Source organism: Martelella sp. (assembly GCF_984369615.1).
In genome coordinates this window covers 25,496-46,065 of record NZ_CFHTCS010000004.1, presented here as the reverse complement: position 1 = coordinate 46,065, position 20,570 = coordinate 25,496, and the positions used below count along the sequence as shown (strand labels likewise).

Here is a 20,570-nt window from a genome sequence, read left to right as displayed (position 1 = left end):
CATGCCCGCCTACGGCCTGAACCGGATCTTCGCCGAGATTCCGATTTTCGGCCCGCTGCTCGGCAATGGCAACGACAAGGGCCTGTTCGGCATCACCTTCAAGCTGACGGGCAAGACGACGGACCCCGACCTGGTGGTCAACCCGCTGTCCGCCATCGCGCCCGGCGTCTTCCGCAAGATTTTCGAGTTTCAGTAGCGGCAGGCCTCACCGGGGCGGCGGGGAACGGCGCATGCCGACCCCTTTTTACGGGCTCAGCCGTTCTTCTTGCTGTTCAGCCGTTCGGCGGCGCGCTCGCTGGCGGAACGGCGGCTGGAAAGGAACATGTGCAGGCGGGCGCGTACGCTGTCGAGGATTTCCGGCGGCGCGGTCTTCGGCGTGCCGCAGCGATAGGGCGGCTCGGGGTCGTATTCCATCTGCAGCTGGATCTGCTGGGCCGTGGTCCTGTCCATCAGGTTTTCCACCACCCGCAGCGCGAAATCGATGCCCGAGGTCACGCCGGCGCCGGTGATCCGGTTGCGGTCCATGACGACGCGCTCCTCCACCGGTATCGCGCCGAACAGCGACAGTTGGTCGATCGACGACCAGTGCGAGGTGGCCCTGTAGCCCTTCAGAAGCCCGGCGGCTCCAAGCACCAGAGAGCCGGTGCAGACCGATGTGACCAGCTTGCAGCCGGGCGCGATGCGGCGCAGGAAGTTCAGCGTTTCGTCGTCATCCATCAGGGCGATCTGGCCGGGCCCGCCCGGAACGCAGATGATGTCGAGCTTCTGGCATTGCCCGAAGGTCGTGTTCGGCAGGATGCGCATGCCCCGGTCAACGATCACGGGATCGAGGTTCTTCCACAGGAACTTGATCTCGGTGCCCGGCATCCGGTTCAGGACGTCTGCGGGCCCGAAAAGATCAAGCTGCGTGAGGCCCGGAAACATGATGAAGCCCACGGTAAGCGAGTCGGAACTGGAAGGCATGTTGTCCTCGTTCAGTGGTGAAGCCGCAAGGCCAAATCGATTGAAATTTCAAACAAGAATAGGCCGTCCGGGTCGTTCGACAAGCGCTATCTTAAGGCCGGCTCATGTCTCTTTTATTGCCAGTCCTCGCGGGCGGAAAGATCGGCCGCGCGCGCCTCGACCCAGCCATTGTCGCCGCCGCCCTTCAGATGCTCCTTTTTCCAGAAGGGAGCGTCGGTCTTCAGGAAGTCCATGACGAAGGCGGCGCCGTCGAAGGCGGCCTGCCGGTGGGGGGCGGCCGCAATCACCAGCACGATGTTTTCCCCGGGGCTGATCCGGCCGTAGCGGTGGATCGCGGTCAGGCCGAGAAGTCCGAAGCGGGCGATGGCGGTCTTGGCGATGCGGGTGATCTCGCTTTCGGCCATGCCGGGATAATGCTCGAGTTCAAGCGCGTCCAGCCGTCCGTTCTCGTCGCGGCAAAGCCCGGTGAAGCTGACGAGCGCGCCGATATCCGCGCGGCCCCTGCCAAGCGCAGCCTGTTCGGCGGCGATGTCGAAATCTTCCGCCTGGATGCGGATATCGGGGGCGACGGCCATGGCCTCTGTCATGGCCTCAGCCCCCGGTCATCGGCGGGAAAAGGGCGATCTCGCGGACGCCTTCAAGCGGAGCGTCGTGCTCGGCATGCACCCGGTCGAGCGCCACGCGGATAACGTCGGGTTCCACAAGAGCGCTCTCGTAGCCTTCGCCGCGGCCCTTCAGAAAGGTCAGCAGGCCGGCGACGTCCGTGACCGCTTCCGGCAGGGAAATCTCTTCCTCAGCCACGCCGATCCGTTCGCGTACCCAGGCGAAATAGATGAGTCTTGTCATTTTTCAGCCTCTACAACATGTTTCAGCCCGGCCCGGAAATAGTCGTAGCCGGTGTACATCGTCAGAATCGCCGCGATCCACAACAGCACGATGCCGAGATTGGTGGTGTAGGGGAAGATCGTGTCACCGGCAGGGCCGGCAAGCAGAAGCCCGATCGCGATCATCTGGAAGGTCGTCTTCCATTTGGCGATCCGCGTCACCGGCACCGAAACCTTGAGGCCGGCCAGATATTCTCTGAGGCCGGAGACCAGCACCTCGCGGCACAGGATGATGATCGCCGCCCAGAGCGACCATCCGGCTATCGTCCGCTCGACATCGGCGGCGAGGAGAAGCAGGCAGGTGGAGACCAGAAGCTTGTCGGCGATCGGGTCCAGCATGCGCCCGATATTGGACTGCTGGTTCCAGGCCCGCGCCAGATAGCCGTCGAAGAAATCGGTGATCGAGGCAATGGCGAAGATTGTCAGCGCGGCCCAGCGGGCCGGATCCGAACTGGAGAGCTTGCCCTCCAGAAAGAAGCACAGGACGATCAGGGGCACTGCGAGAATGCGGCCATAGGTCAGGAGGTTGGGGATGTTATACGCTTTTGATGCCATGGCTTCATTCCGTGTACTCGGCCTGCCCGTGCCGGCAGTCCGCTCTATGTAGGCGCAAATTGCTTCCATTGCACGGTCAAGGTCAATGCCGGCCCGGATTAATCATGAGTCATATCGCCCTTGCCCGGCGAGGCGTCACCTATTTGCCGCCTCCGTCATGGAAGTGATCGTAGATCTGCCGGGCCATCGCTTCCGAAATGCCCTCGACGCCGCTGAGATCGGTCAGCCCCGCGCGCGAGACGGCCTTGGCCGAGCCGAAATGCTGGAGCAGCGCCCGCTTGCGAGACGGGCCGATGCCGGCGATCTCGTCGAGCGGGTTCTTCACCATTTCCTTCTTGCGCCGGGCGCGATGCGAGCCGATGGCGAAACGATGCGCCTCGTCGCGCAGGCGCTGGATGAAATAGAGCACCGGGTCGCGCGGCGGCAGCGAGAAGTCGGGCTTGCCCTCCATGAAGAAGCGCTCGCGCCCGGCCTCGCGATCCGCGCCCTTGGCCACGCCGATCGCGGTCACCGCCTCATTGACGCCGAGCTCTTCCAGAATGGCGCGCACCGCCGACATCTGTCCCTGGCCGCCATCGATGAGGATGACATCCGGCCAGGCCGGGAAGGGGGCATCCTCGTCGGTTTCGACAGGCTGGCTGCGGTCTGGAATGCCGTGCTCCTTCACCAGCCGGGAAAAGCGGCGGGTCATCACCTCGCGCATCATGCCGAAATCGTCGCCCGGGGTGATCTCCGTCGATTTGATGTTGAACTTGCGGTACTGCGCCTTCACGAAGCCTTCCGGTCCGGCGACGATCATGCCGCCGACCGCATTGGTGCCCATGATGTGGGAGTTGTCATAGACCTCGATCCGGCGCGGCGGCGCGGCGAGGCCGAAGGTCTCGGCAAAGCCCTGCAACAGGCGGGACTGGGTGGCGGTCTCGGAAAGCTTGCGGCCATGCGCCTCGCGCGCATTGGCAGTAACATGGTCGACGGTCTCGCGCTTTTCGCCGCGCTTGGGCACGGCGATATTCACCTTGCGGCCGGCGCGCTCGGAAAGCGCCAGTTCGAGCAGCGCCCGTTCCTCGATCTCCTCCGACAGGAAGATGTCGCGCGGGATCGGCTTGTCGTCGTAGAATTGCGCCAGAAAGGCATTGAGGATTTCTGCGGCGGGAAGCGAGGGATCGGTCTTGGGGAAATAGGCGCGGTTGCCCCAGTTCTGGCCGGTCCGGTAAAAGAACACCTGAATGCAGCAGAGCCCGCCTTCGTTATGAATGGCGAAGACATCGGCCTCTTCAATGCCTGCCGGATTGACGCCCTGATGGCCGAGCACATGGGAAAGCGCCGAGAGCCGGTCGCGATAGATCGCGGCGCGCTCGAAATCGAGCTCTTCGGAGGCCTGGTTCATGGCGTCGGCGAGTTCGGCGTGGACCTGCTTGCTCTTGCCCGAAAGAAAGGCCTTCGCCTCGTTGACCAGCGCGGCATAGTCCTCGGTGGATATCTCGCCGGTGCAGGGACCGGCGCAGCGCTTGATCTGGTAGAGCAGGCAGGGCCGGGTCCGGCTCTCATAGACGCTGTCGGTGCAGGAGCGGATCAGGAAGGCCCGCTGCATGGCGTTGATCGTGCGACCGACCGCGCCGGCGGAGGCGAAGGGCCCGAAATAGTCGCCCTTGCGGGCGCGCGCGCCGCGATGCTTGAACAGCGCCGGGGCCTCGTGGTCGCCGGTGATCAGGATATAGGGAAAGGACTTGTCGTCGCGCAGGAGAACGTTGAAGCGCGGCCTCAGCCGCTTGATCAGGTTCGCTTCCAAAAGCAGCGCCTCGGTCTCCGTCCGGGTGGTGACGAATTCCATATGCGCCGTCTGGGTGATCATCCGGGTGATGCGGTTCGAGTGTCCGCGCCCCTGGGCGTAATTGGTGACGCGCTTTTTCAGCGAGCGCGCCTTGCCGACATAGAGCACATCGCCCTTGGCGTTGAACATGCGGTAGACGCCGGGGCTGTTGGGCAGATGCTTGACGAACTCGCCGATCAGGGCGGCTCCCTTCAGCGCATGCTTTTCGCGCGCGGCGTCGTTCCAGACGATCTCGCTCGCTTCCAGCGAAGCGCCCGTCTCGGCCACGTCCGGCAGATCGCTGTCGTCTTCGTCGTAGATTATGCCGCCATCGGGCGGCGTCTGTCGCGTCATTCGTTGATCCCTGCTACGTCCGGCGTTTCCCAGGCCAGGTGCTGCCCGCCATCGAGCGCAATCATCTGACCCGTGATCGAGGGCGTTTCGAGGAGATAGCGAATCGTCCTTCCGAATTCGCCAAGCTCCGGCCCTTTCCCTAAGATAAGGGCCGCGACCTGGCTTTCAAAATCCTCATCGCTCTGCCGGCTGTTTTTCAGCGTCGGCCCCGGGCCGATGGCGTTCACGCGGATGCGCGGCGCAAGCGCCTGCGCCAGCATCTGCGTCGCCGCCCACAGGGCGCTCTTGGACAGCCCGTAGGTGAGGAAGTTCGGAACCGGCGCCCAGACCCGCTGGTCGATCATGTTGACGATCAGCCCGTTCTCTCCCTCGGGCAATTGCCGGGCGAAATGTTCCGCCAGTATGAGCGGCGCCTTTACGTGGATGGCAAAATGCTGGTCGAACTGCGCCTCGTCGAAGTGTGCGGCGCTGTCGGCGCGAAACAGCGAGGCATTGTTGACGAGCAGGGAAACCGGCCCCATCGCGGCATTGACCGCGCCGAAAAGCCTGCCGGTCGCGTTCGAATCGAGAAGATCGGCGCCGAAAGCTTCGACCCTAACGCCTGCCCGGCTGAGCGAATGCGCCAGTTCGCGGGCCTCGGGAAGGGAGGAGTGGGCATGGATTGCCACATTGATGCCGCAATTGGCCAGGTCCTCGACGATCGCGCGGCCAAGTCTTTTCGCACCGCCCGTTACGAGCGCGGTTTCTGTCGGCGTCTTCTGCTGCATCGTGATGTCCCCTCGTTCCGGCGGCAAGCTTATATCGCCCGACAGGCAGAACCGCCAAATGGAAATTGGCAGTTCTGCTCCCTCCTGGCGACGTTCTTGGTGAACCCTCTATAGTTTAAATACATATAAATTCCGATTAAATTGAATATTAACCTAAATATAAATGCCTTACTGGGGCGTAAATATATCGTTAACCAAGGAAAATACATGTATTTTTTGAGTATTGAAAAGGTGTGTTCCTCGTTCTAATTCATCTTTTAAGCGCATACGGCGCGGCGATCGCTCCTCGCGGGGCATCCGGCAGCCGGTATCGACTGAAGGAGAGACAAGATGCGGACCATGAACAAGACACTTGCTGCCGCAACCGCGGTATTGATGGGCGCCGGCGCGGCTCAGGCCGCCGATGCCATCGTTTCCCAGCCTTATGAACCGAGCCCGGCCACCTATGCGGCTCCGGCGCCGATCTCCAACTGGAGCGGCTTCTACCTCGGCGGCGCGGCCAACTGGGACTGGGGCACGTTCGATGAGGGCGACTTCAAGGCAGACGGCTGGGGCGGCACGCTGTTCGGCGGCTACAACATGCAGTCGGGCAATATCGTCTACGGTGTTGAAGGCGACCTCGCCACGTCCAACCAGAGCCAGAATATCAATCCCGGCCTGAAGATGGAGCAGGGCTTCAACGGCTCGCTGCGCGGTCGCGTCGGCTACGCCATGGATCCCGTCCTGCTTTACGGCACGGCCGGTCTCGCCGGGTCCAAGCTGGTCGCCAAGCAGGCCGGCGACAAGGACACGCAGATGGGCTGGGGCTGGACCGTCGGCGCCGGTGTGGAAGCCATGGTCACCGAGAATATCTCGGCGCGCGTGGAATACCGCTACACCGACTACGGCAAGCAGGACTTCAAGCTCAACGGCAACACCTATGAGCGTGGCTTCCAGGAAAACACCGTCAAGGTCGGTCTCGGCGTACACTTCTGATCGCCGGAACCCCGCAGTGACCTTGAAAACCCGCCCCTGTGGCGGGTTTTCGCGTTCGGCCGGCACCAGATGGCTCAGGCGTGTGACTTCAGCGTTCTGAATGCCGGAAATGCTTCCTCGAAAGCCGATGGCCAGCGGGCGAGCCGGACCCGGTGTTCTTCCCACTCCCCCGGAAATCTGAGCATCAGATAGCCGAGAAGCCCGCCAAGGGCGAAATGGCCCGCATTCAGCTTCTTCCTGAACTCCGGCGGGTTCTCGTCGAGATAGTCGAGGCCGCGGCGGATCCTGTCCCACTGGCGGTCGACCCAGGGCTGGTGCCAGGTTTCGGGCGTGCGATAGCGTTTCTCATAGACGACCAGCACCACGGCATCGCAGATGCCGTCGCAGAGCGCTTCCATGCGCTCGACCACGGCCCGCTTCTCCGGCTTGCGCGGATAAAGGCGCTTTTCCTCCGCGAGGCTGTCGAGATAGTGCATGATCGTGCGGCTGTCATAAAGCGTCAGTCCGTCATCAGTGAGAAGCGTCGGGATCTTGCCCAGCGGATTGGCGGCAAGCAGCGCCTCGGGCGGGGCGACCGTATCGACCGGCTCGAGTTCGAGGTCGATCTCGAGATAGCGAGCGGCCATGACCACCTTGGCGGAAAACGGCGAGGCAGGCGAATAGAGCAGTTTCACAAGTCACTCCCTCAAGCGCACGTCGCAGTCGGGCGGAGTGCCTGACATTCGCGACGATGCGTGCTGAGAGATCGATAACCCGGAACCGCGTTTTCGTGAAGCGTTGTTCCGTTTCGCCTCAGCCGTCGAAGCCCTGTTCGCCGGCGATCCAGAACGAGCGTTCTTTGGCGAAACGGTCCTGGGCCAGGCGATCCTTCAGAAAGGGGAGCATGATGGCGAGCTCCTCTTTCAGCGTGTAGGGCGGGTTGACGATGATGAGGCCCGAACCGGTCAGGCCGTCGGTCTCCCGGTCGCTTCTGACAACGAGTTCCGCGCACAGGATCTTTGGAATGGAGAGCCCCTCGAGCGCCGCGTGGAAGGCCTTGACGTTGGCGCCCTTCTTGATCGGGTACCAGAGGCAGTAGATCCCGGCGGCAAAGCGGCGGTGGGCCTTGGCAAGGCCGTCGACAAGCCGTTCGAACTCGCCCTCCTTCTCGAAGGGCGGATCGACCAGAACGAGCCCGCGCCGTTCCTTCGGCGGCAGATGGCCGGCGAGCGAGAGCCAGCCGTCGAGCTTCGTTGCCCGCACCTGGTGGTCGCCGGTGAAGCGCGCCTGCAGCGTGGCGAAGTCCGCCTCGTGCAGCTCCATCAGCGACAGCCGGTCCTGCCTGCGCATCAGCATGCGGGCAAGTTTCGGCGAGCCGGGATAGGTCGCAATCTCCGGCGTGGCATTGAGCGCGCGCACGGCATCGAGATAAGGGGCAAGCAGCGCCTCCGCATCTTCCGGAATTTCCGCGGAAAGAAGCCGGCCGATGCCCGTCTGCCACTCGCCGGTCTTCTGCGCTTCCTCGCTGGAAAGGTCGTATTGCCCGGTGCCGGCATGGGTGTCGAGAATGCGGAAGGCGGCGTCCTTCTTCTGCAGATAGGCGATCAGCCGCGCAAACACCGCATGCTTGAGCACATCCGCGAAATTTCCGGCGTGGTAGATGTGGCGATAGTTCATTGCGGCTCCGCATTGTGTTTGCCGGAGAAGTTATTATGAGTCTCGATCATGTTTTACAACTGGCCGCCTCGACGCAGGCCGGGATATTTCAAGGGATTTTCGATGACGAACGATCAGGGCGACCGCATTTCCAACCTCGCAAAGACCACGCTTCACGACGGCTGGAGCCGGCTGGTCGATTATTCCTTCGATTATCGGTTCAGCGACGGCACGGTGATCGAGCGCTCCTGGGAGGTCTGCGAGCGGCCGGCGGCGTCTTCGGTACTGGTGTTCGACCGCTCTGCCGGAAAATTCGTGCTCGTTCGCCAGTTCCGCGTGCCGGTCTACGCCATGGGCGAGGGGGACGGCTTTTTCGTGGAGGCGGCCGCCGGGCTGATCGACGAGGGCGAAACGCCGGAGGAGGCCGCCATCCGCGAGGCGCGCGAGGAAACCGGCTATCACGTCGAAGAGTTGCTGCCGTTGCGCTCCATCATCTCCGCCCCCGGCCTGATGACCGAAAAGGTCCACTGCTATGCCGCAATCGTCGACGAGACGATGCGCGTCGGCTCCGGCGGCGGGCTTGACGAGGAGCATGAGGATATCGAACTCGTCTTCCTCTCCTTCGACGAGGCCATGGCGATGGTCGAGAACGGCGCGCTGTCGGACGCCAAGACGGTGGTGATGCTGCAATGGGCGGCGCTGAACCGCCATGTATTCGGACTCTGAGCCGCGCAGGCCCTACGGCCTTTCATAGAGGAGGCGGTAGCGCGGGACCTGAAGCGTGTCAAAGCCGATGGCATCCAGTTTTCCGTGTTCCTGCAGGAGCGCGTCGAGGAAGGCTATGTCCTCGGCTTCGAGGACGACCGCATCCGGATTGACGGGCATTGCCGAAATCCGCGCCATGATGGCGTCGCGGCGACCCCAATTGCCCATGGTCTGCGTGGTTGCCTCGAGCCAAAGGCGCAGGCGGACCAGAAGATCGACCGTATCACGAACGACCGGCGCGCGGGGATAGTAGATTGCCAGCGGCGTGGCGGTGAAATCCTCGGTCGGCGCCTCGGCATAGAAGCGGATGGAGATGAGATCATCCGCTTTGCTCAACTTCGAGATCGCATTCTCGTCCAATGTCTCGGCCGCAAGAACACCGAGAGGCCGGATCGTCTCCTCCGGGGTTCCCCAGAGGGCCGCCTGCCGCTCCGCCGACAGTTCTCCCGCATAGTCGAGCATGCCGGCGGCCTCGCTGGTGCCGTCCAGATCGGCATGGGCGGCGTTCGGATAGAGCGAGAAAGCGCCTTCATCGGGCAGATAAAAGAGCGCGAAGCGTGTCGTGATGAAGTGCTCGAGCAGGCCCTGCACCGCCTCCCTTTCCGCCGGTGTCGCGTTCTTCCAGACATATTTCGTCAGGAAGCGAAAGCCGCGATCCTGATCGATGATCCAGCGATGCTGCCGGTCGGGGGCCTCCGGCATCGGCTTTGAGAGGCCGGCGATCACCGATGCGAAGATGCGGTCGGAATACCGCAGCGGCATGCCGGGGCGAATATTGTCGCCGTTGGCATCGACAAACATCTTGATGATCTTGCCGCTGTCGCCGATATCGCCGCCCTCCAGCATTTCGCCGGTTCTTCGGTCCCTCGGACCCCACAGGCCTGTCTCGGAATTCTGATTGTCATAGAACCACCGGTAGTAGGATTGTTTCCACTCTTCCGGGAACCCGTAAATTCCGAGTCGTTCGTCCTGTTCGATCAGGTCCTGCAGCTCGACGGCGCTGACGAAGGCCGGCTTGATCATGGTGCCGATCCAGCCGACGCGGGCGGCATCGTCCAGCATGGCCGTCAGTTCCTCCTCGGTGGCAATCCTGTCCAGAAAGGAAAGCGGGTAATCGAGCGCGAAAGGCTCCCCTGCCTCGGCGCTCAAGGCCTCGATCAGATTGATCATGTTGGCCGTCACCCCGATCTTGGTGACCACCGGATCGTCATCATTGGGGTAGAAGGCGCCTGTGTCCGGGTTCTGGAGGCTCTTGAAGAAGGCAAGCTCGTCATGCGCGTCGGAAAACTCGGGAATCCGGACCAGCCCTTCGCGCGTCGTCATCTGCTTGTGGATCTGGTTGAGGCGGGAGACGCCCGTCAGATATTGCCCGTGGTCGAGGTAATAGGAGACGCTCAGAAGTTCGAACTCGAAGGGCGAGAGGTAGTAACCTTCCTCCTTCAGCGCCGCATTGGCGGCAAAGATCTGTTTGACCCGGTTGGCCTCGAAGGCAACGAAGGCCGACGCGGCCAGAACGGCCGCGACGCCGACAAGGCCCAGCACAATGATCAGTTTCCTTCCTCTCGACATTCGTTCCTCCCGCACTTCATCTGCCATGATGCCGGGCTCGAATAGTGCCTGAATTCGAGGTTGTGTCCTTGATGTCCCGCAAACTTTGCGGGCATTCGCGGTTCAATCCGAAAACTGTTCGGCGAGGATCCGTTCAGACCAGGAGCGGTTCGGGTCCGACAGCACCTTGGCGCGGGCTTCCGGGTCCTGCTCGATGCGCACATGGAGCACGTGCTTGACCTCGGTGTGGTCCGCGAAGGCGTTGACGAGGCGCTTTTCCGGCTCCAGCACCTCGATATCGACAACCGAGCGGTTCGGCAAAAGCGCCCCGCGCCACCGGCGCGGGCGAAAGGCGCTGACCGGGGTGATGGCCAGAAGCGGGGCCTCGAGCGGAATGATCGGCCCGTGAACGGAGAGGTTATAGGCCGTGGAGCCTGCGGGCGTTGCCACCAGAATGCCGTCGCAGGCGAGTTCCGGCAGCCGGACCCGGTCATCGACGCGGACCTTCAGCTTTGCCGCCTGGTGCGACTGGCGCAGCATGGAGACTTCATTGATCGCGAGCGCGATGGACGACGTCCCGTCGGCATTGCGGGTCGTCATCCTGAGCGGCCTCAATTCGTTCATGTCGGCGGCCTGAAGGCGTTCATGCAGGTTCTCGGTCGAATATTCGTTCATCAGGAAGCCGACGGATCCGCGGTTCATGCCGTAGACCGGGGTTTCGGAATTCATCGTTTCGTGCAGGGTCTGCAGCATGAAGCCGTCGCCGCCAAGCGCGACGATATAGTCGGCGTCCCCGGCCGGCACGTTGCCGTAACGCCCGACCAGCTCCGCCTTGGCTTTCTTGGCATCGTCCGCTTCCGAGGACAGGAAGCAAAGTGAGGGCGCTTTCTCGGGCATTGCATAATTCCGTTTGCGGGACGAGGTCTTTCGCCGCGCCAGATCACCCGAGAGGGCCGTCATTTGCAAGCCCAAAGCCGCGATGAACGTGTGATAGCTTGCGAAAATACAGGCCATAGTGTTGATTTTTTCGTTTTACAGCGAGGGCAAATCTGCTAGTGGGCATGCCCAATGCCCTTGTAGCTCAGTTGGTAGAGCATCTGATTTGTAATCAGAGGGTCGCGGGTTCGAATCCTGCCGGGGGCACCAAGTCGCTTTCAGGGTAATCGCTGCCGGGCGTTTCGAGAACGTCTTTTCCGCACGCTTACCCTGGCGCCGTTTTGCTCAAGCCCTGAAAAGCTTGTCAAAATGCCGAGGATATTGCATGAAGTCGCGCCCGGCGATGCCGGCCTGTTGTGCGCATGAAACCCAACGGCTTTTAGAGCCGAGATGAAATGAAGGTATGGATATGCAGGTAACCGAAACGCTCGCCGAAGGGCTGAAGCGCGAAATCAAGATCACAGTTCCTGCGGACGATCTGAAGGCGCGGATGAACGAGCGCCTGGCTGAGGCCAAGGACAAGGTTCGCATCAATGGCTTCCGTCCCGGCAAGGTGCCGATCGCGCATCTGAAGAAGATGTACGGCAAGTCGATCATGGCCGAGCTGATCAACGAGACCCTGCAGGAAAAGCCGCAGGCCGTGATCGCCGAGCGCGGCGAGCGCGCAGCCGGCCAGCCGAAGATCGACATGACCGAGGATGAAGGCGAGGCGAACCGCGTCCTGAACGGCGAGATCGACTTCGAATTCACCGTCGCCTACGAAATCCTGCCGAAATTCGAACTGCAGCCGACCGACGGCCTGAAGGTCGAGCGTCCGGTGGTTTCGATTTCCGACGAGGAGGTCGAGGAACAGGTCAAGGCGGTTGCCGAGAACGCCCGCGAATACGAGACCAAGGACGGCGCCGCCGAAGACGGCGACCGCGTCACCATCGACTATGTCGGCAAGATCGACGGCGAAGCCTTCGACGGCGGAACCGATACCGATTCGCAGCTCGTGCTCGGCTCCGACCGCTTCATTCCCGGCTTCGAGGACCAGCTTGTCGGCGTCAAGGCCGGCGATGAAAAGCAGGTCAAGGTTACCTTCCCGGAAGACTATCCGGCTGAACATCTTGCCGGCAAGGAAGCCGTCTTCGAGGTCACCGTCAAGGAAGTCGCCAGCGCCGGCGAACTGGAGATCAACGACGAACTGGCAGAGAAGCTGGGTCTGGAATCGGCCGAGCGCCTGCGCGGTCTTGTCCGCGAGCAGATCGAGGGCCAGTACAACCAGTTCACCCGCCAGAAGGTCAAGCGCCAGATCCTTGACCAGCTCGACGAACAGTATTCCTTCGAAGCCCCGGCTTCGCTCGTCGATGCCGAGTTCGAGAACATTTGGCGTCAGGTGAATGCCGATCTGGAGCGCAGCGGCAAAACCTTCGAGGATGAGGAAACGACCGAGGAAGACGCGCGCGCGGAATACCGCAAGCTCGCCGAACGCCGCGTCCGCCTGGGCCTCGTTCTCTCCGAGATCGGCGAGAAGGCCGGCGTCGAGGTTGGCGAGGACGAGATGCAGCGCGCGCTCTACGACCAGATGCGTCAGTATCCCGGCCAGGAGCAGGAGATCCTCAAATTCTTCCGCGAAACCCCCGGCGCCGCCGCTTCGCTGCGCGCTCCGATCTTCGAGGAAAAGGTTGTCGACCACCTTCTGGAGCAGATCGACGTCACCGACGTTACCGTCTCCAAGGAAGAGCTGATGGCTGACGACGAGGACGAGGTCGCCGAAGCCACCAAGAAGGCCGAGGAAAAGTCCACGCCGAAGAAGAAGGCCGCGCCGAAGAAAAAGGCCGCTGCCAAGACCGAGGACAAGGCCGAAGACAAGGCTGAGGCCGCCGACGAAGCGCCTGCCGCCGAAGCCGCCGAGGAAAAGCCTGCTGCAAAGAAGGCCGCTCCGAAGAAGAAGGCTGCCCCGAAAAAGAAGGCGCCCGCCAAGGCCGCCGACGAGGCTGAAGGCAAGACCGAGGAGTAATTTCCGCGCAGCAGCCGAAGATCAAGGCCGTCCGGCTCATTGCCGGGCGGCCTTCTTCGTTTTTCAGGCTGCGAACGGACCTTGAAGGCGCGCAAGCGCAAGCTCCGCGATTTCCAGCGGTATCGCCGCGCGCGGGTCGGCTTCTTCCGTGAACCATGTGGCTGAAAGCCCGGCCCATGCGGCGATCCAGCGCAACAGGCGCTCCGGATCGAGCGCTGCACGCCCTGCGATCTGTCCGAGACGATGCTCGAATGTGGCGGCGTCGCGGGCAATCCGAAGGGCCGGGTCGGCAAGGTCGGGATTGCAGAAGATATTGGCGAAGTCGAAGGCGCGCTCGCCAGTCAGGCCCTTGGGATCGATGGCCAGAAAACCGCGGTCGCCGAAATCGAGCACGTTGTCGTGGTGGAGATCGCCGTGCAGTGGCCGGATATCCGTCGGGCTTTGAAGCAGGCTGCGGGCATGGCCGGCACAGGCCGGCAGGATTCCGCCGAAATCCGACGCCCTGGCGAACAGCGCCCGAAAGCGCGTTTGAAGCGGAATGAGATTGTCAGGCGGCGGATGAGGGCGCTTGCGGTGAAGCACGGCGGCAACGGTGCAGAGAATGTCCGTGGCCTCGTGATCTCTGCCGTCGGCGCTCATTTCGTTGAGAGAGCGGCGGCCTGTGGCCCGCTCCATCAGGATTGCGCCGCCATCGGCCTCGATGACGAAAGCGGCGCCATCGCCTGCCCACCAGCCAAGAAGCGTGGCGCCCGTTTCCTCCTCCTCGTCCAGGAAGAGCTTCAACATGGCGGGTGCTGCGTCCCGGCGCACGGGCAGCAGCGCGCCCGCCGCGGTCACGATCGGCGCGCCGTCCGGTTCGAGCCGCCAGCGGTCGATCCAGGGGACAAACTTAGCGCCTGCCGAAGCGTTCCCTCCGGCAGGCGGCGCGCCGCTCATCGCCTATTCGCCCTGATCGGCGCTTTCCAGCATCGCCATCCGGTTCGAGGCATCGAGACCTGCGATCTTGTAGGCTTCGGCCAGCGTCGGATAGTTGAAGGTGTTCTCGACGAAATATTCGACGGTGCCCTTCAGGTTCAGCACCGCCTGGCCGATGTGAATGAGCTCGGTCGCGCCTTCGCCAACGATGTGGACGCCGAGCAGGCGATGGGTCTTCAGCGAGAAGATCATCTTCAGGAGACCGTTCTGCAGGCCCATGATATGGCCGCGTGAGGTCTCGCGGAAGAAGGCGACGCCGCATTCGTAAGGGATGCCGCGCTCCTGGATTTCCTCTTCCGTCATGCCGCAGGTCGACATTTCCGGCACGGCATAGATGCCGTAGGGGAAAAACTGCGGCGGCTCCTGCGCTTCCGCGCCGACGGCATGGCGGGCGGCGATGCGGCCCTGTTCCATCGAGGTCGAGGCAAGGGCCGGGAAGCCGATCACGTCGCCGGCGGCATAGATGTGGGGCACGTCCGTCTGGAAGGTGATCGGGTCGACCTTCAGCCGGCCGCGATGGTCGGCCTTCAAGCCGACGGCTTCGAGGTTGAGCGTATCGGTCGCGCCCTGGCGGCCGGCGGCGAACAGCACCGATTCGGCCATCAGAACGCGGCCGTTGGAGAGCGTCACGCGCGCCTTGCCGTTGGAGGCCTTTTCCACCTTGTCGGCGCCCGCGCCGAAGAGGAGCTTCACATTGCGGTCGCGCAGCTGGGCGGCGAAATTGTCACGGATTTCGCGGTCGATGAAATCGAGCATGCTGTCGCGCGGCTCGACGACGATCACCTGGGTGTCGAGCGCGGAGAAGATCGTCGCGTATTCGATGCCGATGACGCCGGCGCCGACGACGATCATCGAGCGCGGGATTTCCTTGATGTTGAGCAGTTCGTCGCTGTCCATCACCGTCTGGCCGTCGAAGGGCACCTCGGGCGGACGGTAGGGACGGGTGCCGACGGAAACGAGAACGGCCTTGGCGTGGACGCGCTGGATCTCGCCCGTATCCTTCTCGATCTCGATCGTGTGCGGGTCGACGAAATGGGCAAAGCCGCGCACCTGGTCCACCCGGTTGCGCTCGAACTGCCATTCGAGAACGTCGATCTCGTAGTCGAGCGTCTTGATCAGGCGGGCGCGCAGGTCATCGGCGGTGATCTTGTGTTTCACCCGGTAGGAGCGGCCGTAAAAGCCGCGCTCGCGCCAGCCGGTGAGGTTCAGGACCGTTTCGCGCAGCGTTTTCGAGGGGATGGTGCCCGTGTGGACGGAAACGCCGCCCACCTGCGAGCCCTTGTCGATGACCAGCGCGGTCTTGCCGAGCTTGGCGGCCTGAACCGCGGCGCGACGGCCAGCGGGACCGCTGCCAATCACGACCAGATCGTAAGAATCCATAAAACTACCCCGATTTGGTTATTGAAATTCCGGATGTGAAAACCCTGAGCGCTCTCGACAGTCATAAAGCGTTTGCGCTCGCGTGAAAACAGTTCGTCGGCGCCCGGCTGAACGCAACTGCGAAATCCACCTCTAGACGCCCAATGTGATGGTTTCACTAAATACAGCCACAGGCTGTGCGCGATGTCCATCCCGGTCTCAGATGAGTTTCAGACCCTTGAAGCTGACATAGCCGTCCTTGCCGATGATGATGTGGTCGTGCACCGTGATGCCAAGCGGCTTGGCGCTGGAGATGATCATATGGGTCATGTCGATGTCGGCGCGCGAGGGCGTCGGGTCGCCGGAGGGGTGATTGTGCACGAGGATGATCGCGGTTGCCGAGAGTTCGAGCGCCCGCTTGACCACCTCGCGCGGATAGACCGGCGTGTGGTCGACCGTGCCGATCCCCTGGATCTCGTCGGCGATCAGCTTGTTGCGTTTGTCGAGGAACAGGATGCGGAACTGTTCGCGCGTCTCGTGCGCCATGGCGGCATTGCAATAGTCTATGACCGACGACCATGAGCCAAGCACCGGGCGTTCCATCAGCGTGGCCTTGAGGCTGCGCTGGGCAAGCGCCGAAATCAGTTTCAGGTCGAAGGCGACGCTCTCGCCGATGCCGGAGACCTCCTGCAAGAGGTCCGGCGGCGCGCCGAATACGCCGCCGAGCGAGCCGAACCGGTCGATCAGCGCCTTGGCGATCGGCTTGGTGTCGCGGCGCGGAATGAGGCGGAACAGCAGGAGTTCCAGGATTTCATAATCGGCGAGCGCGTTGGCGCCGTTTTCGCGGAACCGCGTGCGCAGGCGGTCGCGGTGGCCGTGGACGTGGCGCGCATCCTTGTCGCCCGCTGCATTCTGGCGCTTGCCGCGCAAGTGCCGTTCCGGCGGCTGGTCGGCAAAGAAGGAGCGCTCGTCGGCGCCTTCATCCTGCATGCCGGCGGGCTCTTGCCTTTCGCTCTGGTCTTTGCGGGGCGGTCGGGTCATGGCGTTCCGTCAGCCGGCAAGGTCCGGCAGGCCCGGCCTGTCGCGTCCGCCGGGCGAGAGCGTGAAGACTTCGCAGCCGTCCTTCGTCACGCCGACGCAGTGCTCGTACTGGGCCGAGAGCGAGCGGTCGCGGGTCACCGCCGTCCAGCCGTCGTTCAGGACCTTCACATGCGGCTTTCCGAGGTTGAGCATCGGCTCGATGGTGAAGATCATCCCCTCCTTCATGATCGGCCCCTCATTGGCGTGGCCATAGTGGAGGATGTTCGGCGTGTCGTGAAAGAGGCGGCCGACGCCGTGGCCGCAGAAATCGCGCACCACCGCGCATCGCTCGCCCTCCGCAAAGGTCTGGATCGCCTCGCCGATAGCCCCGGTGCGCGCGCCGGGCTTGACCGCCGCGATGCCGCGCAGGAGCGACTCGTAAGTCACTTCCAGAAGCCGTTCGGCGGCGCGCTTGATTGCGCCGACGGGATACATGCGGCTCGAATCGCCGTGCCAGCCGTCGCGGACGAAGGTGACGTCGACATTGACGATGTCGCCTTCCTTCAGCGGCTTCGCGTTGGGCATGCCGTGGCAGACCACGTGATTGACCGAGGTGCAGCTTGAATATTTGTAGCCGCGGTAGCCGAGCGTTGCCGGCACGACGCCGTGATCGAGGCCGAATTCGAGCACGTAACGGTCGATTGCCTCCGTCGTGACGCCGGGCTCGATGATATCGGCAAGCCCGTCGAGGCAGGCTGCCGTAACCTGGCAGATTTCGCGCATCCGCTCGAAGGCCTCCGCGTCATAGAGGCGGATCGAACCGTCATTCTTCAGCGGCGCGCTGGCCGCATCAACATAAGTCACCATGATATCTTCACCGTCTGCGCGTCATCCGTGTGCCGCGCTTAACTGTCTTCAATCGGCACTGTAGCATCTGGCGTGATGCTGTCACAGGCCACCCGGCATTTTATCGCGTAAGCCTCGACGCCGGCGGCCCGCGCGGCCCTGAAGGCGCGGCGATAGGCCGGGTCGAGGTCGCCCGCGATCTGCAGGCGGTCACAGTCGTGGCGCTGGATGATGTAGACCATGGCCGCGCGATGTCCCGCGGCGACCATGTCGGCCAGTTCCGCGAGATGACGTGCGCCGCGCTCTGTGACCGAATCGGGGAATTCGGCAAGGCCCGGCGTGCGGATGAAATGGACATTCTTGACCTCGACATAAAGGTCCGGCCGGCGGTCATCGCGCAAAAGCAGGTCGATTCGGCTCCGGCGACCGTATTTCTGTTCCCGCCGTATGTCCGGGTAACCGGCGAAATCGGCGATCAGCCCGGCGCGGATCGCTTCCTCGGCGAGCCGGTTGGGTAGCCCGGTATTGACCCCGACCGTCGTTCCATCGGCCTCGATCAGCTCGAAGCGGTGCGGATATTTGCGCTTGCCGTCGTCATTGCGCGACAACCAGATCACCGATCCGGGCGTCGTCAGCCCGCGCATGGAGCCGGTATTGGGGCAGGAACCGGTGATCGCGGAGCCATCTTCCAGCACCGCGTCGAACAGAAACCGCTTGTAGCGTTTGACGAGACGGGCGGGCTGCAGTGGCGGGTCGAACTTCATGGCTTTTCTTTTAGGGCCTCGGAACGGGGGTGCAACCGTCCCGCTGCGAATTTGGCGGCGCGCGCCGAATCTTTCCAATAATTAATTAGCATTCGTAACTACGAATATTAGAATAGTTTGGGAGCGACAAGCCGTGTCGGCCGGTTGCCGGGAACTCTGAACGGGAGGATGGACAATGAAAATTCCGACGACAATTCTGGCGGGCATCGCGCTTGCCGCAGGCATGGGCAGCGTCTCCGCGGCAATGGCCGCGCCGGCCCTGCCGGATGATGTTCAGGCGGCATTGACGCGCGCGCTTGAGGATGAATACCACGCCGAGGCCTTCTATACGGCTGTCATCGACGCCTACGGCCCGGTTCGTCCCTTCGTCAACATCGTGGCGGCGGAACAGCAGCATGCGCGCGCTGTCGCCGCGCTGATGGAGGCTTATGGCATGGCGGTTCCGGAGAACGGCATGCTCGGCTCGGCGGAAATCGCGGCGGCCGTCCCCGGCAGCCTTGCCGAAGCCTGTCAGATCGGCGTGGATGCCGAGCTTGAGAACCGCTCGCTTTATGACGGGCAACTGATTCCCGTTTCCAGCGCCTATCCGGATATCGTCAATGTCATGCAGGCGCTGCGCGATGCCTCCGAGAACAATCACCTTCCGGCCTTTGCCCGCTGCGCCGACCGCTGAGAGGGTGACCGGCAAAAGGCTTGCGCATCCGGCGCAAAGCGGGCAGATTTCGGGCCGAAACAAAGGGTTCCGGGGTCAGTTCGATGGCGGCGGACCGAAATCGGGGGTCTGAAACCGTGAGAAAATTCCGCGTCGCTCTGTCCGTTCTGTTTGCCGCTGTCGCCGCGCTCGGGCTGTCGTCCTGTTCCACCACCTGCGGCGATCCCGATGTCTGCACAGAGATCAGCCCGGCCTATCAGCAACTGAGCGACGAAGACGTTTCCGCGATGCGGGAAAGGATGGACGGGCTTGCCGGCATCCCGGCCGGGCAATAGGGCGGCGCAGCCGCCGGCGATCTGCGCCCTGTGGCAATGATGAAACAGAGTATTAGCTTTTCTGCCCCAAAATTGACGCAAGTGCAGATGATTCTTGCGTTGGGGCGCGTTATGCTGCTCTCGTTTCGATGATCCTGCGAAAAGCGCGGATCCTTGCGTCTAGAATTCCAAGAGGAAGAAAATGGAAGAGTTCCACAAGGTCAGGCGACTGCCGCCATACGTTTTCGAACAGGTCAACCGTTTGAAGGCGAGCGCGCGAGCGGCGGGCGCCGATATCATCGACCTTGGCATGGGCAATCCCGATCTTCCGACCCCGCAATCCATCGTCGACAAGCTGTGCGAGGTCGTGCGCGACCCGCGCACCCACCGCTACTCGTCGTCGAAGGGTATTCCGGGCCTGAGGCGCGCCCAGGCCGGCTATTATGCCCGCCGTTTCGGCGTCAAGCTCAATCCCGAGACAGAGGTGGTGGCGACGCTCGGCTCCAAGGAGGGCTTCGCCAATATGGCCCAGGCGATCACCGCGCCGGGCGATGTGATCCTCTGCCCCAACCCGACCTATCCGATCCATGCCTTCGGCTTCCTGATGGCGGGTGGCGTCATCCGATCTCTCTCGGTCGAGCCGGACGACAGCTTCTTTCCGCCGCTGGAGCGCGCGATCAAGCACTCGATCCCGAAGCCGCTGGCGCTGGTGATCAACTACCCGTCGAACCCGACGGCGCATGTGGCGACGCTGGATTTCTACAAGGAGGTCATCGCCTTTGCCCGCAGGCACGAGATCATCGTGCTGTCCGATCTGGCCTATTCGGAGATCTATTTCGACGGCGCGCCGCCGCCTTCCGTTCTGCAGGTGCCGGGCGCCAAGGATGTTGCCGTCGAGTTTACCTCCATGTCGAAGACCTTCTCCATGCCCGGCTGGCGCATGGGCTTTGCCGTCGGCAACGAACGGCTGATCTCGGCTCTGGCGCGGGTGAAGTCCTATCTCGACTACGGCGCCTTCACGCCGATCCAGGTGGCCGCCACCCATGCGCTCAACGGCGACGGCAAGGATATCGAGGAAGTGCGCTCGATCTATCACAAGCGCCGCGACGTGATGGTGGAGAGCTTCGGCAAGGCCGGCTGGGACGTTGCCCCGCCGGCGGCGACCATGTTTGCCTGGGCAAAGATCCCCGAACCCTTCCAGGCGCTCGGCTCGCTCGAATTTTCCAAGCTTCTGGTGGAAAAGGCCGACGTCGCCGTCGCGCCCGGTATCGGCTTCGGCGAGCATGGCGACCAGCATGTTCGCATCGCGCTTGTCGAAAACGAGCACCGCATCCGCCAGGCCGCGCGCAACCTGAAGCGCTTCTTCGCGTCCGCCGATGTGGCGCCGGACAATATCGTGGCGCTCAACGCCCATCGTTGAGGCCTGGAGGCTGCCGTCCGCTTCGC

General features: G+C 62.8%; 22 protein-coding genes and 1 tRNA gene. 8 read left to right on the top strand and 15 right to left on the bottom strand.

Translation table 11 applies throughout. The features are described from left to right. Positions 1-196, top strand: a 196-nt coding sequence (locus AC5DC2_RS01000; RefSeq protein ID WP_491697170.1) for a hypothetical protein, incomplete at its 5' end; no start/stop codon positions are given. 56 nt (positions 197-252) lie between these two features. Here AC5DC2_RS01000 and AC5DC2_RS00995 read toward each other — a convergent pair. The 6 genes from AC5DC2_RS00995 to AC5DC2_RS00970 all read right to left on the bottom strand — a co-directional run bounded on the left by AC5DC2_RS00995 (position 253) and on the right by AC5DC2_RS00970 (position 5,333). After that, positions 253-963 (bottom strand): DJ-1/PfpI family protein, encoded by a 711-nt coding sequence (locus AC5DC2_RS00995; RefSeq protein WP_491697169.1) that lies wholly within the window; start codon positions 961-963, stop codon positions 253-255. Between the two features lie 113 nt (positions 964-1,076). Next, entirely contained in the window at positions 1,077-1,538 is a 462-nt protein-coding gene (locus AC5DC2_RS00990; protein WP_491697172.1) for a molybdenum cofactor biosynthesis protein MoaE, read from the bottom strand. Positions 1,539-1,554: 16 nt separating this feature from the next. Beyond that, on the bottom strand, positions 1,555-1,809 hold the full coding sequence (gene moaD, locus AC5DC2_RS00985; protein WP_491697168.1) for a molybdopterin converting factor subunit 1: 255 nt from the start codon (positions 1,807-1,809) through the stop codon (positions 1,555-1,557). Next, entirely contained in the window at positions 1,806-2,402 is a 597-nt protein-coding gene (gene pgsA / locus AC5DC2_RS00980) for a CDP-diacylglycerol--glycerol-3-phosphate 3-phosphatidyltransferase (RefSeq protein WP_200333903.1), read from the bottom strand. The genes moaD and pgsA overlap by 4 nt, the downstream gene beginning before the upstream one ends. 139 nt (positions 2,403-2,541) lie before the next feature. Then, positions 2,542-4,566 (bottom strand): excinuclease ABC subunit UvrC, encoded by a 2,025-nt coding sequence (gene uvrC, locus AC5DC2_RS00975; RefSeq protein ID WP_491697167.1) that lies wholly within the window; start codon positions 4,564-4,566, stop codon positions 2,542-2,544. Beyond that, positions 4,563-5,333 (bottom strand): SDR family oxidoreductase, encoded by a 771-nt coding sequence (locus AC5DC2_RS00970; protein WP_491697166.1) that lies wholly within the window; start codon positions 5,331-5,333, stop codon positions 4,563-4,565. The genes uvrC and AC5DC2_RS00970 overlap by 4 nt, the downstream gene beginning before the upstream one ends. 339 nt (positions 5,334-5,672) lie before the next feature. Here AC5DC2_RS00970 and AC5DC2_RS00965 point away from each other — a divergent pair, with 339 nt between their 5' ends. Beyond that, entirely contained in the window at positions 5,673-6,308 is a 636-nt protein-coding gene (locus AC5DC2_RS00965) for an outer membrane protein (RefSeq protein ID WP_491697165.1), read from the top strand. A gap of 74 nt (positions 6,309-6,382) precedes the next feature. Here the strand turns inward: AC5DC2_RS00965 and AC5DC2_RS00960 are convergent, their stop codons facing one another. Together AC5DC2_RS00960 and AC5DC2_RS00955 are read right to left on the bottom strand one after the other, a co-directional pair. Continuing rightward, a complete protein-coding gene (locus tag AC5DC2_RS00960; RefSeq protein ID WP_024707427.1) occupies positions 6,383-6,982 on the bottom strand; it encodes a glutathione S-transferase in 600 nt (199 codons plus the stop codon). Positions 6,983-7,100: 118 nt separating this feature from the next. Next, positions 7,101-7,964, bottom strand: coding sequence for a 23S rRNA (adenine(2030)-N(6))-methyltransferase RlmJ (locus AC5DC2_RS00955; protein ID WP_491697164.1), 864 nt, complete (start codon positions 7,962-7,964; stop codon positions 7,101-7,103). 102 nt (positions 7,965-8,066) lie between these two features. Here AC5DC2_RS00955 and AC5DC2_RS00950 point away from each other — a divergent pair, with 102 nt between their 5' ends. Then, positions 8,067-8,669 carry an NUDIX domain-containing protein gene (locus tag AC5DC2_RS00950; RefSeq protein ID WP_491697163.1) on the top strand — a complete coding sequence of 201 codons (603 nt, stop codon included), beginning with the start codon at positions 8,067-8,069 and terminating at the stop codon, positions 8,667-8,669. Positions 8,670-8,681: 12 nt separating this feature from the next. On the opposite strand, the gene AC5DC2_RS00945 is transcribed toward AC5DC2_RS00950, so the two are convergent. Both AC5DC2_RS00945 and AC5DC2_RS00940 read right to left on the bottom strand, forming a co-directional pair. Further along, positions 8,682-10,277 (bottom strand): hypothetical protein, encoded by a 1,596-nt coding sequence (locus AC5DC2_RS00945; protein WP_491697162.1) that lies wholly within the window; start codon positions 10,275-10,277, stop codon positions 8,682-8,684. A gap of 102 nt (positions 10,278-10,379) precedes the next feature. After that, positions 10,380-11,153 (bottom strand): NAD kinase, encoded by a 774-nt coding sequence (locus AC5DC2_RS00940; protein ID WP_024707423.1) that lies wholly within the window; start codon positions 11,151-11,153, stop codon positions 10,380-10,382. Between the two features lie 173 nt (positions 11,154-11,326). On the opposite strand from AC5DC2_RS00940, the gene AC5DC2_RS00935 reads away from it, so the two are divergent. Beyond that, a tRNA-Thr gene (locus AC5DC2_RS00935) sits at positions 11,327-11,402 on the top strand. A gap of 199 nt (positions 11,403-11,601) precedes the next feature. Further along, positions 11,602-13,194, top strand: coding sequence for a trigger factor (tig, locus tag AC5DC2_RS00930; protein ID WP_491697171.1), 1,593 nt, complete (start codon positions 11,602-11,604; stop codon positions 13,192-13,194). 63 nt (positions 13,195-13,257) lie between these two features. Here tig and AC5DC2_RS00925 read toward each other — a convergent pair whose 3' ends face one another. From AC5DC2_RS00925 to sfsA, 5 genes are all read right to left on the bottom strand, one after another. Next, positions 13,258-14,130: an aminoglycoside phosphotransferase family protein gene (locus tag AC5DC2_RS00925; protein WP_491697161.1), complete on the bottom strand. Its 873-nt coding sequence runs from the start codon at positions 14,128-14,130 to the stop codon at positions 13,258-13,260. 3 nt (positions 14,131-14,133) lie between these two features. Then, positions 14,134-15,549, bottom strand: a complete 1,416-nt coding sequence (gene sthA, locus AC5DC2_RS00920; protein WP_024707549.1) for a Si-specific NAD(P)(+) transhydrogenase — start codon at positions 15,547-15,549, stop codon at positions 14,134-14,136. 198 nt (positions 15,550-15,747) lie between these two features. After that, positions 15,748-16,518: a RadC family protein gene (radC, locus tag AC5DC2_RS00915; RefSeq protein WP_491697160.1), complete on the bottom strand. Its 771-nt coding sequence runs from the start codon at positions 16,516-16,518 to the stop codon at positions 15,748-15,750. A gap of 60 nt (positions 16,519-16,578) precedes the next feature. Next, positions 16,579-17,415 (bottom strand): type I methionyl aminopeptidase, encoded by an 837-nt coding sequence (map, locus tag AC5DC2_RS00910; protein ID WP_491697159.1) that lies wholly within the window; start codon positions 17,413-17,415, stop codon positions 16,579-16,581. A 38-nt stretch (positions 17,416-17,453) separates the two neighbouring features. Then, positions 17,454-18,158, bottom strand: coding sequence for a DNA/RNA nuclease SfsA (gene sfsA, locus AC5DC2_RS00905; RefSeq protein ID WP_491697158.1), 705 nt, complete (start codon positions 18,156-18,158; stop codon positions 17,454-17,456). A 175-nt stretch (positions 18,159-18,333) separates the two neighbouring features. On the opposite strand from sfsA, the gene AC5DC2_RS00900 reads away from it, so the two are divergent. The 3 genes from AC5DC2_RS00900 (at position 18,334) to AC5DC2_RS00890 (ending at position 20,544) form a co-directional block, all read left to right on the top strand. After that, entirely contained in the window at positions 18,334-18,831 is a 498-nt protein-coding gene (locus tag AC5DC2_RS00900; RefSeq protein WP_491697157.1) for a ferritin-like domain-containing protein, read from the top strand. A 116-nt stretch (positions 18,832-18,947) separates the two neighbouring features. Beyond that, entirely contained in the window at positions 18,948-19,145 is a 198-nt protein-coding gene (locus AC5DC2_RS00895) for a hypothetical protein (RefSeq protein ID WP_491697156.1), read from the top strand. A 181-nt stretch (positions 19,146-19,326) separates the two neighbouring features. Continuing rightward, complete coding sequence (locus AC5DC2_RS00890; RefSeq protein ID WP_491697155.1) at positions 19,327-20,544, top strand: LL-diaminopimelate aminotransferase; 1,218 nt, start codon at positions 19,327-19,329, stop codon at positions 20,542-20,544. Positions 20,545-20,570 lie beyond the last annotated feature (26 nt).